The organism is Nocardia sp. NPDC003726, assembly GCF_053586955.1.
This window is the reverse complement of record NZ_JBSFNF010000032.1, coordinates 14,496-26,107: the sequence shown is the minus strand read 5'-3', so window position 1 is coordinate 26,107 and position 11,612 is coordinate 14,496. Positions and strand designations below refer to the sequence as shown.

At 63.4% G+C, this 11,612-nt stretch carries 11 protein-coding genes; 5 read left to right on the top strand and 6 right to left on the bottom strand.

The window, feature by feature from the left end:
* Nucleotides 1-27: 27 nt before the first annotated feature.
* The 4 genes from sigJ to ACWDMM_RS29855 all read right to left on the bottom strand — a co-directional run bounded on the left by sigJ (nt 28) and on the right by ACWDMM_RS29855 (nt 3,962).
* Complete coding sequence (gene sigJ, locus ACWDMM_RS29870; RefSeq protein WP_357111630.1) at nt 28-969, bottom strand: RNA polymerase sigma factor SigJ; 942 nt, start codon at nt 967-969, stop codon at nt 28-30.
* Nucleotides 970-2,178: 1,209 nt separating this feature from the next.
* A complete protein-coding gene (locus ACWDMM_RS29865) occupies nt 2,179-2,397 on the bottom strand; it encodes a copper resistance CopC family protein (RefSeq protein WP_449940656.1) in 219 nt (72 codons plus the stop codon).
* Between the two features lie 775 nt (nt 2,398-3,172).
* On the bottom strand, nt 3,173-3,592 hold the full coding sequence (locus tag ACWDMM_RS29860; protein WP_357111633.1) for an SRPBCC family protein: 420 nt from the start codon (nt 3,590-3,592) through the stop codon (nt 3,173-3,175).
* Between the two features lie 13 nt (nt 3,593-3,605).
* Nucleotides 3,606-3,962 carry a VOC family protein gene (locus ACWDMM_RS29855; protein ID WP_281916523.1) on the bottom strand — a complete coding sequence of 119 codons (357 nt, stop codon included), beginning with the start codon at nt 3,960-3,962 and terminating at the stop codon, nt 3,606-3,608.
* Nucleotides 3,963-4,083: 121 nt separating this feature from the next.
* Here ACWDMM_RS29855 and ACWDMM_RS29850 point away from each other — a divergent pair, with 121 nt between their 5' ends.
* On the top strand, nt 4,084-4,878 hold the full coding sequence (locus ACWDMM_RS29850) for a helix-turn-helix transcriptional regulator (RefSeq protein ID WP_357111636.1): 795 nt from the start codon (nt 4,084-4,086) through the stop codon (nt 4,876-4,878).
* Nucleotides 4,879-5,597: 719 nt separating this feature from the next.
* On the opposite strand, the gene ACWDMM_RS29845 is transcribed toward ACWDMM_RS29850, so the two are convergent.
* Nucleotides 5,598-7,067: a hypothetical protein gene (locus ACWDMM_RS29845; protein ID WP_449940626.1), complete on the bottom strand. Its 1,470-nt coding sequence runs from the start codon at nt 7,065-7,067 to the stop codon at nt 5,598-5,600.
* Entirely contained in the window at nt 7,051-8,064 is a 1,014-nt protein-coding gene (locus ACWDMM_RS29840; RefSeq protein WP_357111642.1) for a hypothetical protein, read from the bottom strand. Before ACWDMM_RS29840 ends, ACWDMM_RS29845 begins: the two co-directional genes overlap by 17 nt.
* A 668-nt stretch (nt 8,065-8,732) precedes the next feature.
* Here ACWDMM_RS29840 and ACWDMM_RS29835 point away from each other — a divergent pair.
* The 4 genes from ACWDMM_RS29835 to ACWDMM_RS29820 all read left to right on the top strand — a co-directional run bounded on the left by ACWDMM_RS29835 (nt 8,733) and on the right by ACWDMM_RS29820 (nt 11,152).
* The gene (locus tag ACWDMM_RS29835) at nt 8,733-9,071 is read left to right on the top strand and encodes a WXG100 family type VII secretion target (protein WP_195083209.1); all 339 of its coding nucleotides are present in this window, start codon (nt 8,733-8,735) and stop codon (nt 9,069-9,071) included.
* Between the two features lie 73 nt (nt 9,072-9,144).
* The gene (locus tag ACWDMM_RS29830) at nt 9,145-9,372 is read left to right on the top strand and encodes a WXG100 family type VII secretion target (RefSeq protein WP_357111672.1); all 228 of its coding nucleotides are present in this window, start codon (nt 9,145-9,147) and stop codon (nt 9,370-9,372) included.
* Nucleotides 9,373-9,377: 5 nt separating this feature from the next.
* On the top strand, nt 9,378-10,799 hold the full coding sequence (locus tag ACWDMM_RS29825) for a polymorphic toxin type 37 domain-containing protein (protein WP_449940621.1): 1,422 nt from the start codon (nt 9,378-9,380) through the stop codon (nt 10,797-10,799).
* A complete protein-coding gene (locus tag ACWDMM_RS29820; RefSeq protein ID WP_357111649.1) occupies nt 10,799-11,152 on the top strand; it encodes a DUF6086 family protein in 354 nt (117 codons plus the stop codon). The genes ACWDMM_RS29825 and ACWDMM_RS29820 overlap by 1 nt, the downstream gene beginning before the upstream one ends.
* Nucleotides 11,153-11,612: the final 460 nt, after the last annotated feature.

Below are 11,612 nucleotides of genomic sequence, written 5' to 3'. Positions count from 1 at the left end.
GCTGACAGGAGCAGAGTGTGATGTGGGTCACCACAAATCGGGCAGGGGCGCTCCCGGTGCGTAGGTGGCCCACTGGCGATTGGCGAACGCCAGCTTGTCGGGGTTGACGTGGGCGTGCATGGCGGCGATGCCGTCGGCGGTCACCTCCAGCACCACGACGCCGACGATGCGATCCTCGGCAACCAGGACCAGCGCGGGCCTGCCATTGACGATCGCGGCGTAGGGCGTGGGCTTGCCGCCGAGCTTGTCCCACTTGGCGCCCGTAGGTTTGATGGCCAGCCGCACGAACATCGCGATCCGCTCGGCGCCGACGAGCGGCCGGTTCAAGGTGGCGAAGAAGGTTCCGCCGTCACCGATGATCGTGGCGTCATCGGTGAGTAACCGCACCAGTTCGTCGGTCCGGCCGCTGACCGCGGCGGCCAGGAATTCCTCCACGATCCGGCGGGCGGCGGCCTCGTCCACCTCGATGCGCGCCCGTTCCACGGCCAGGTGCTGTTTGGCGCGGCGATAGACCTGCTGGCAATTGGATTCGGTGATGTCGAGCAGGTCGGCGATCTCGTGGTGCGCGTAGCCGAAGGCCTCGCGGAGTACATACACCACGCGTTCCTTGGCGGTGAGCCGTTCCATGAGCGTGAGCATCGCGATCGACACCGATTCACGCTGTTCGACGGTGTCGGCCGGGCCCAGCATCGGGTCGCCGGCCAGCAGCGGCTCCGGAAGCCATTGCCCCACATAGGTCTCCCGGCGCGCGCGGGCCGAGGTGAGCTGGTTGAGACAGAGATTGGTGAGCACCTTGGTCAGCCACGCCTCAGGCGACTCGACGTATGCACGGTCGGCGGCCTGCCAGCGCAGATAGGTCTCCTGCACCACGTCCTCGGCGTCGCTGGCCGAGCCCAGCAAGCGGTAGGCGATCGCTTCCAGGCGACCCCTGGAGCTTTCGAACAGATCGGCCTCGCGCGTGAGCAACATGCTGGCCATCGTCAGCCATGTGCACCGTGTGTGTCCAGCGGTAACGGTTCCCGGACCTGGCTGTTCATGGACGCTCCGCGCAGGTGGCGACCGGGAACTCCCACTCGTCGCCAAGCAGCTCATGCGACCCGCGCCGATGCTGTGCCCTCGGCAGGACACACGAAAAATGGGCAACTGAAAAACGCCTGGTCATAGTGGGTGCATATCCGGTCTGACAATTTGCGGTGCGTTCGCACGGATCGGTTCACCGTTCCAAGTTCGTCGTGCCCGGGCGGGGCGCATCGAAGATGGGAACGCGGGTGACCTGGGAATATGCTCGGGTCGACTGGTAATCGAAGCGGATTTCGCCCTGGATTGAGGGTGCGGTGATCATCGTCGGTGACTACTCGAACCCCGAACCCGCTGTTGAGGGTTTGGGATTTTCCTTGATCCTCCCTGATCACGAGCGGTCCTCTCTGACCGCTCTACCTGCGGTTATGTTCAAGGTCAAGTCCAGCGGAGTGGTGTAGCGGCGATTGCCGCGTGGTCCCGGCGTGCAGGCCACCGGCGGTGCCGACCTCGGTGCTGGTGTGCGGGCGACCGGTGGTGCCAACCGGGGCGCCGGTGTGCAGGCGACCGGCGGTGGCGACCGTGGTATCGGTGTGCAGGCGATCGGCGGCAATAGCGGTGTCGGTGTGCAGGCGAAGGGCGGCATCGCTGCCACGGGCGTCTCCTCGATCGGTGGCGCGTTCGTCCAGTCACCCGGGATGGCGTCGACTCCCGGTATGGGCGTACGTGCTGAGGGTGGTCCGACGAATGTGAGTCCAGCCTCAGCTGCAAGTCAGCGCGAGGGCCACGCGCCCGGTCTGCTTGCGCTGGCCGGACGAATCACTATCCGACCGAGCACGGACCCAAACGTGGACGTCAAACTGCCCCCCTCCCAGTCGGTGACGCTCAACGGATACACCAACGTCGGTGCGTTCGGCCTCGGAGCAGCGCAGGAGGAGATTCCAACCGCAACTTCGGACGCCGGTGACGTCATAACCCTCGGCTCCCCGTTTCCCGGTGCAGGGCTCGTCGGGCAGGGAGGAGGAATACGCAGATGGATAGACGACCCCTCCGAAGCGGCCGGAGGGCACTGGGAGAAAGTCTTCGGCAATGGCGGGGCGGGGGAAAAAAGATCGCCTGATCCCGCAACGGTCAGGCGGCCCGCTGGCTACGACCCGACGCCTAGCCACGTCGGCGGATGACCCGGAATGCGACGGTGAAGGCGCCGCAGGACCGCGGCCGTCGAGATCGACAGACATCACGGTTGTTCACCTTCGGTTCACTGCGCTCCCAACGCTGCCCGTCAGGCCGGGTGACAGTGAGTGCGGCGAAGCTCGGCTGAATCGGTTCGCTGAAAGTGAGCTTCGCCTGCGGAGGTGCGGTCTCTGGACAACCGTGCACCTTTACGCTCACCGGTGATCGTGCCGCCGACTGGCGATCGGAAACGTCGCCAGCGCAGCCACCACACTGGCCAGCCGCTCCCGGCCAGTGGCTGGAACACCGCCGGTATGGATTCTGCGGTGGTCCTAGTGGCCCCTGGACCGACCGCCGTCGAACCGCCAGATCGCGCGGGTCATCGAACTCGTTCTCTCATGGATGAAGTCGGATAGGTGCGCGGGCACAGCCTGCGAGTCGGCGCGGCCACCGATGCCTGCGACCGCGCCAGATCGTGTGGCAACAACCGCACGCACATCCGGTCACCAGCACATACAAGCTGGTGTCGACGATCGGGCAGCGATGTCTTACGTCGACCTTCTGGCAGGAACTGGCTGGTCAAGATGTTGATGCCATGAGTCGTGCCTCGCGTAGCTGTTTGTGGGGCGTTGTTGGTACTTCCGCTTACACCGTATGGAGGCGCTCGTACGCCGGGATTTGCCGTCCCTGTCGGGTCAGGCCGGGCGATTTGCCGGTGACCGGATTTTCGAAGAGCGCTGACACGATTGCTTGGGCGTCGGGTGCATAGCCCTCGAGGCGCACCGAGGCACCGCTTGATGAGGAACGCTCCGGTGTTCTCGGTGACGACCCAGGGAGAAACGGTGTTGTAACCCTCCGGTGCTGCACTGGGTTGTTCGAGCGTCTCGGTCCTTTCGTTGTCGATAGCAGAGAAGATAGACCCCGTAGCGGTCGGAAGCTGACCCGAATTTCCGCCTGCACGTCTCGGTCGGTGGCGACGCCGCTATCGCTGGTCTGCGGTTGCTGCCGTCTCCAGTGCCCGATGTATGACGGTTGATCCCTGGTCGACGAATTCGGCAATCGGTGTGGCGAGCGCCTCTGGCAGGACGTCGGTGTGCCAGACGAACAGGGTTTTGCCGTTCTCAGCGGGCAGGGCCTGCATCGAGGCGTGGTGATGGGCGGGGTGAAGATGCCCGCCGACGACCGAGTAGGCGACTCGTCTGCTCGCCGGATCGAGGTCGACGAGTCGTTCGGCGACGATGGTGCCGTCGGCGAACGTGACTATGCGAGTGTCGGCGTCGAGGCGAGTATCGATGACGAAGCCCGGGGCGAGACGCTCATGCACCGCGCCGAAATCGGCGAGCACATCCCAGACCTGCTCCGGGGTGGCGTCGACGACGAGTTCTTTGTGAATGGATGCCATGGAATCCTCCTGATCAGGCCGCAGCGAGGCAGAACAGATGGCCTTCGGGATCGGCGAGAACCGTCCACTGTCCCTGCCCCGGCTGGAAATCGGGTATCGTCGCGCCCAACGTGCGCAGCCGCTCGGTCTCGGCCGGTACATCGGCGACCGTGAAGTCGAGGTGGGCGTGCTTACCGGAATCGGGCCAGCCGGGACCCTGGTATCCCTCGACTCGTTGGAATGCGAGCTGGATCGGGCCCTCACCGAGGTAGGCCGAATCATCGTCGACATGAGTGATCTTCCAGCCAGTGACCTCGCGATAGAACTCCGCCATTACCTTCGGTGCGGCACAGTCGATGATGATTGCGGCCAGGCTCGCGTGGACGGTCATATCTCGTTATCTCCCTGGTGTAGTCGGTGTTGCCGTCTCAGCATCCGTGCCCGAACCCGCGTAGGTCTTGAAGATTTTTGCGGGCAGTTTCTTGTCGTACTCCGGGCGTACGGTCCCGTGGGTGCTGTCCGCCACGACCCTCGCCGCCCGGCCGGAGTTCACCATCACCACCGTGAACTGCCGCTCCGACCACACCCGCTTCTCGGCTCCGGAAGCCCGCGACGACCATCGGCTCGTGCTCGTGCGCCGAGGCCGGTTCCGGCGACAAGCCGACGGCGAACTCGCCGACCTGGACCGCACCGTCGGCTACATCGGCGCACCGGGTGAAGAGGAAGCTTTCTCCCACCCCGCCGGCGGTGACGTCTGCACCGCGGTAACCATCGAGCCCGGCCTTCTGGAAGGAGCGGTAAGCCCGCGCGCGATCTACGTCGATGCGCGTATCGAGCTCGCGCACCGCCGCATGCTGACCGCTGCCGCGGGCGGCGATATCGACTACGCGGTGACCGAGGAATTGGTCCGGCTCGTCGCACTCGCCGCCGAACAGCCGATCCCACGGCCGCGGCCCGCCGACCGAATGCTGGTCACCGCGGCCCGCGACGCGATCATCGACGGGGCACCGGAGTCGGCCGGGCTGCGCCCCCTGGCCGCATTGCTGAAGGTCTCGCCGTATCGGCTGAGCCGCGTGTTCTCCCAGCACATGGGAGTGTCGCTGACCCGCTACCGCAACCGGATACGAGTCGGGCAGGCTCTCGACCGGATCACCGACGGAGAAACCGGCCTCGCCGACCTCGCCGCACACCTCGGCTTCGCCGACCAGGCACACCTGACCCGCGCCGTCCGCGAACACCTGGGCCACACCCCCACCGCCCTGCACGGGCTTCTCCGAACGGATGTGCGATCTCGGCGACGACGGTGAACACGCCGCCGGTCACGAGACCCTGCGCGACCTGTACATCGGGGCGGTGCGACTGGGGGTCGATCCGGTGAAGCTATTCGAATCCTTCGACGTCTCGGAACGCTAGGCGAGCGGCCAAGTCCCACAAGGGCAAACACCGAAAGCGTGGTAGACACAGGAAGCAGTAGCCGATAGGGAGGCGGACCGGATAGCTCGTAACTACCCGGTCCGCCAACCACCAAGTGGCCCACCCTCGCGAGTTGTTGAACGACCCCCATCGAACAAAGGAACCCGACATGAAAATCCGGGTAACCACCGCCGCCATACTCGCGATCCTCGCCACACTCGGCGTCCTCCTGGCCTCGACAACTGGCACCCCATCCGCGCCGCCGGCTATCTCGCGGTCTGGTCGATCACCGCCGCACTGCTGATCTGCCACGACCGGTGCCGCAACCATGCCTAGGGCAGGGCCGCGGCGCCCGATGATCGGACTCCGCGTGACGGAGGAGGAAATCACCGCGCTCGACGAGCAGGCGGTCGACGAAGGGCTGGTGACGAAGACCGGCGACCCGAACCGATCCGCATCATGGTCGAATACGCGCGCCAGCACATGCCGGCGGGATGGCGCCCGGAGGGTGGGGAGTACCGCGACTGAGATGACGAAGCCCCCGCGAACTCGCGGGGGCTTCGTTGCGTCTAGAGGTGGATAGGTTGCCGTGTCGGCTGTGGCCTTCCTCTCGTTAGTCGAGGAAATAGGCGTCGAGTTTCTCGTCGGAATCGAGGATCTCGTCCGAAGCCACGCCGAGTTCCGTCGCTAGTTCGACCGATCCGGTGAGCGCGACTTGCACGTCGGGTGAGAAGGCTCGTTCGAGCAGCCCGAGATAGTTCGACATGCTCTGGTCCAGCTTTTCCAGTGTGGCCTGGTATTCCGCGGCGAGTTGTTCGTCGAGTGTGCGTTGCTGGTCGAGGTAGCGCTGGATCAGCGCCGCCTCTCGCTTCGTCAACGACGATGCGGCGGCCTTGTACAGCACAGTGCCGACCGTGGTGCCGATGACGGCGCCGAGGACCGGGATGGGGATGGTCGCCTGGCCGACGCAAGAGGCCAGCGCGCGTACTGCGGCCTCCAAGGCGATGAGTTCGGAGTTCTCGATGAACTCGAGTTCGTCGATCTGGCCTCGGCGCAGCTTGTTCGCTTGTTCTGCGATGCTGAAGGATGTGGTGACGATCGAGCTGGCGACGGCTGCGGAGGTCGCCGTGAAATTGGTGAGCGCGTAGATGCTCAGTCCTCGGACGCCGCCCTTGCCGAAACCCGAGCCGGTCTCGCCTGCGAGGTCGATCCAGTCGCGCTCGCTGAATTCACTGAGCCGCTTGCCTTCCCGACGCTTGGCGACCACGGCCAGTACGAACGCGGTCGCGCCCGCAGTCGCGGCGGCCGTGAATGCGGCTGTGCCTCCTTGTTGCAGCGTCGGACGGCTGTGCTGGTAGGCAGCCTCGCGCAGGGACCGGTCCGTGGCGTGGAGCGAGCCCTTTTCGGCCGCCATGGTCGAGGTGTAGACATCGCGCTGCACTTCGTCGTACTGGAGCGTCGAGGGCTCGAGCGATTCGAAGCCGACCGATCTGGTTTGGAAGAAGGCCTGGACCCGCTGCCAGTCTCTGAGGGAAGGTCCGTCGCCGCTGCGTGACAGTAGCTTGCTCGCTTCCTCGGGCGACAAGGCATGTAGCCGCTGGATCACCTCGAAGTGATCACGGGGGATCTGGTATTTCCCACCGTTGCGCACGTATTCGGGATACTTCTGGAGGTGCTCGGCGATCGCGCCCAGTGAGAAGCGGCCACCTGCTGCGACGAATTTCTGTTGGATCTGGACACTTCCGCGCATCAGGTCGACGGGCCCGTTGTCGTTGACCCACTGGTAGACGGCCTCGTGGCCGAGGATCTGGTTTCGGGCGTTGCCGATCCCGACCTCGGCGATCTCGGCGATGAAGCCGTGCATGCCATGCTGTCCGCCGCGGTTGGCGGCGACCACCTCGAGGTCGATCTTCTTGACGGCTTCATCGACGCTGGTGAGCGCGTCCCGAAGGTGCTCGTCTTGCTGGCTGAGCGCGCTCAGAAGGTTGTCTATGCGGAGCTGGTTGAGATAGCTCACCCAGGAGGCAACGGCCTGCTCTTGGGCGCCCGTGACGAACTCGGCAGCGTCACGCACTATCGGCATCCTGTTCGATGCGCATGCTCAGCATGCTCGCGCACGACTTCGTGTTGTTCACCAACGTGGCGAGTGTCGACCGCTCGGTAGGGGCGAGCGCGTGGAAATCGGCGCGGAAGTGCACCAAGGCTTCGCTGTAACTCTTCACCAGCCCTTCGCGCAGCGAGGTCGTCCGCTGGAGGAGGTCCTCGATCTGAGCGTCCATGCCTTCGACGAGGGCGGTGTTGCGCTTTATCGCAGTCAGCGCTGCGTGCTTCGCCTCTCGATTCTCGAACTTCTTCTTCGCGAACAGGGCGATCGACGCGAGCAGGGTTGCGCCCGCGATTGTCCAGCCGATCGGGCCGGCAAGCGCGAGCAGTGTGGTGCCTGCCGCAGTGCCGCCGCCACCAGCGGCCAGCGCGCCGCCACCGAGCCACGCCAGTGCTGCCTGGCTGGCCGCCGCCCCGGAAAGGGTCGAGATCGCGGTGCCGGTCGACGCTGTCCCGAAGGTGGTGGCGACCCACATCGCCGCCGACGGAGCCAGGCCCGCTACCGCGGTGCCCGCCGCGAACCCGGCGCCAGCGCCTGCAGCCGACAACCGCGCCGCTTCCAGCTCTTTCTGAGCGAAATCCTCCGCGCTCGAGAACCGTTTCCGATGTACCTCGATCTCGTCGAAGTCGGTATCGAATGATTTCGGGGTGTTGGCGATGCTGTTCACCAACTGCTCGACCAGCTCGATCAGGTCGGTCGAACGTTCGCGCTGACGCAACAGAGACAGGCCCCTGTCGGCCATCGTCGTGAAGGCGACGTTGTATTCCGCTACGGCCACTTCGTAGGGGTCCGGCCCTTTCGCAGTCAGCTTCTCGACCCTGCCTCTGGCAGCGTCCTTGACGTTGCCGACCTGCCCGGCGAGCTGCGATGAAGCGGTCCGCGCCGCCTTGCCGATACCGTCGACCGTCCTGCCGATGCCCTCCTTGGCGTTGCCTACATTGAGCCTGGCGTTGCCTACGTCGAGCTGTTCTACCATCGCACCCCTCCAACACCATTGCGGCTCAACAACGTTACGGAGATTATCGACCACATGTGACTGATTGGACGGTTTGCACACTCCGATCCGCCCAGGGCGGCGGCCCCTCGGGTTGACTCACCGAGTGCCTTTGCCGACCCGCTCTCCGGCTCTCGCCCTCGTAGGGCCGGGCCCCGCCGGGCTGCCCCTACGATCGAATCGAGATACCCACCGCCGCAACAACAGAACCCCAACCCACAATCCCGCCACGATCCCAGCGACCCCACCACCAGCAAGCCCGAACCTCTGAGCTGTCGATACTTTCAGCAGCGAACCGAGCCACAGCCACCGTCGTGCAGGCTCTGTGCTCCGGAGACAGGGCAGAGGATCGCGGAGACGAGGGTGTGCAGTGCCGACGCTCGCGTCTAGCGAGAAGCTGGACTGCGCTCCTGGGAGGCCGTCTCGAGCGTTCTGCTGACCAGGAAACTTCGCGTAGGAGGATAAGCCATGACGGCGGTCGAGAATGTGTTCAGACGGGCTCGTTATCCAAGCCGTTCGGCACATGGCTGCACGCGAGTTGCCTATCCGCGCGACCACGAGGTCCAACTGACTGCCGGCAGGGTTGATGCCATTGCGTTTGGGATCGGTCGTGGCTAAGGTCTTCCTGATGTCTGGAGGAGGGGGGTCGTGTGTCAACCGAGCAGGGTTCGCCCGGAACAGATTTCGCGATTGTTCCGGACGAGGTGACCGATGCGGGCGTCTACGTCGAGCAAGTCGCTAGTTCTCTGATGAACGGGTTGAATTCGCTCGACCGCGAGGTTTCGAGCGTCCTCGACAATTGGAAGGGGTCGGCAGCAGACGCATTCGGTGAAGGCTGGACGGTAGCCAAGGAGGGCGCTGCCACCGTACTGGATGCGCTCGCGGCCATGGGCGGACTTCTTGGCGTAGCAAGCAAGACCATTGCTGGCAGCGATATTTCCAATGCAACGAGTTTTAATTCGCTAGACCTACCGGAGCTGAATATGTGATGGCCGATGACTTCCGGGACTTCACGTTCGATATCGATGAGTTGGACCAGCTCGTGACCCGCGCCCTGGATTCATTGGGTTCCTTACCGAAAGTCTCGACAGACTCAACCACCGAATCGCCACCATCCAACAAAACTGGCAGGGAGCCGCTGCCACCGCCCAGGAGGAAGCCTACCGAGAATGGGCAACCGGGGCTGCCGCAATGGTTGAAGGAATCACTGAGATGTACACCGCCGCCGTCACTGCCCGTGACGCCTACAGCGCGGCAGCGGAAATAAATTTGAGAATGAGTGGCGGCTGAACTCAGTGGGCTCAATTTCCCCACAGTCCTATGAGAGCGCGGCCAAGGAATGCTACGACCTGTCGGAGAAATTCCAAACCGTCTACAACGCGATGCAACGTGTCCTTTTGGAAACCAGCGCGATGGCCGGTGGCTACCAGGCGGTCAAGACGTGGTCGAAAGCCTATGATGACCGCGCCGGCGCAGTGACGCTGGTGGCGACCAGCTTCGCGCGGGCATTGCAGCACTTCGGGGACGTTTTGACTGCGGCTGGCTACAACTGGAAGTACGCGGAGTACAAAGCCAACCGCGACCCCAACAAGGGCGCCCCACCATCGTTGCCCAGCGGTTTCCCCTCGGAACTACCTTACGGCCCCGGCATAGTTAACGGTGTCGCGTCATCGGGGACTTACAGCCGCGGACTCGAGACGGACTGGACCGAACTGCAGGACAAGCTCACTGCGCTTGTCTCTGGCGGCGAAGTCCCTGACGGGGACACCGACAAGCTGGCGCGCGCCGCAACCGCATGGAAGACCTTCGCTCATTCAGACCCCGTGTACACCGGTAAGGGACGACTGTTAGTGGTCGCCTCCGGGCTTGAGCGTGGCTACGGATCCAACGTCCCGAAAGACATCCCGAACCTCGTAGGCCACCTTCGCACGCTCGCTGACAGCGTCGGCGACATCGAAGCCGCTGCCCGCGACATCGCAGCCGCAGTCGACGCCCACAAGGTTGCTTTGACCACGATGCGCTCGGACATGAACACTCAGTTCACCATGGTGGTTGTCGTCACCGCCATTCAGATCGGGCGTTCGATGGTGCAGGTCAAAGAGCCACCAACAAAGCAAAAGACACCGAATGGGCAAAAAACACCCACCGATCGCCAAGAAGAGATCGATTTCCTGAACCAGGCTGCCGGAGCTTTGGCTGGTCCTGCCAACACATTCCTCACCGCGCTCGGCGGCTTCGCCTTTTCCGTGGCTGCTCTGACGACGGGCGGGCTGCCCACTATTGTCGGACTACCGATACTCCTCACTACATCGGACCCAAAAAAGGATGTCACGTTCACTGATCCACGCCGACCACACCTGGGGAGCGACGGAAAATATCATGTGAAGGACGGGGATCGAGAAGTGCAGATCGACAATCCGAATGATACGTCCAAGACAATCACCGATATTGATGAAGTCGAGAATGGAGTCCTATGGGAGGAGAAGTCGGCCACGGATGCCGCCGATGTTGACAAATGGATTGCGAAACAGGTGGAAAAGAAGTTGGGGTCCTACATCGAGGCTCGACAGTATATCGATGGCTATGAGCAGGCTCCCATCGGACTCCGGTTCACGACCCCTGGCGCCGATCCCAATTTCCAGGCGCAGGTAGAGGCTGCAGTGGAGAAGATGCGGATCAAAAATCCTGGCGTCCAGATTCTAGTAGAGTGGGCATGATGAGCTACGCATTCGAGGTTGGTGACCAGACAGTATGGAGTCCGTCGTTGCGGGTAGGCGACCTGTTCGTACGCATGTATACCGACACTTGCTCGGTGTTGGGTACTGCAACCGGCTTGACAGCGATCGCCAGCGATATGTACGAGATAGATATCGAAGTCTTCGAACGCGCGACGTTGACAGTCTTCAATGAGTACTCCTCGTCCCAGAATGCCACTTTCAAGGCAATGCTGGGCGCAACGCTGGGCCCAGCGGTTAATATCCTCAACTACTGCCAGCGTCCACTGACCCCTAGGTCCAATGAAGAAAGCGCTTTTATCTCCTGGGCAAATGGCCTCAGTATGCCCAGATAGTGCTGGTCGCACAGATCGCCCGCGCGTTGCGGAAAAGTTGCTGGGCGTGCCACTGTGGTGCGAGCTTCTCAATGAGCACCTCGCCGAATGGGAGTCGATGCTCGGCCCTCTAGATGAGGACCCGACATCACTTCGGGAAGCGCTGCTCTTGCTGCCGATCGTGCGGCACAGCGTGAGGTGGAGCGGCGGTCACGATCCATCGACGACTGATCAAGCCCTGCCGGTTTCCTCTTGCAGGCCGGAGGAAGCAGGCGCCGTCTATCGAATCGCCAGTACCGTATCCTCACCTCGCGGATCGTCATCTTTCGATAGTGGTTCTCGGCCAACACTTCTGACTCTCATCGGTAGCTAGGGCATGCAGTGGCGAAGCAGTAGATGCGCCTATCTCGTTGCCGCACTTCGAGATCCGGTACCCGGATTCTGAACCAGGCTGCACTTCGGGGCGCTACCTCGCTGCCGA

Excerpts from the sequence above, each read along its gene's own strand:
- ACWDMM_RS29855 (WP_281916523.1), bottom strand. The coding sequence starts at position 3,962 with ATGACCGTCCACGCGAGCCTGGCCGCAATCATCATCGACTGTGCCGCA.
- ACWDMM_RS29845 (WP_449940626.1), bottom strand. The coding sequence starts at position 7,067 with ATGCCGATAGTGCGTGACGCTGCCGAGTTCGTCACGGGCGCCCAAGAG.
- ACWDMM_RS29860 (WP_357111633.1), bottom strand. The coding sequence starts at position 3,592 with ATGGCATCCATTCACAAAGAACTCGTCGTCGACGCCACCCCGGAGCAG.
- ACWDMM_RS29820 (WP_357111649.1), top strand. The coding sequence starts at position 10,799 with ATGAGCTACGCATTCGAGGTTGGTGACCAGACAGTATGGAGTCCGTCG.
- sigJ (WP_357111630.1), bottom strand. The coding sequence starts at position 969 with ATGTTGCTCACGCGCGAGGCCGATCTGTTCGAAAGCTCCAGGGGTCGC.
- ACWDMM_RS29840 (WP_357111642.1), bottom strand. The coding sequence starts at position 8,064 with ATGGTAGAACAGCTCGACGTAGGCAACGCCAGGCTCAATGTAGGCAAC.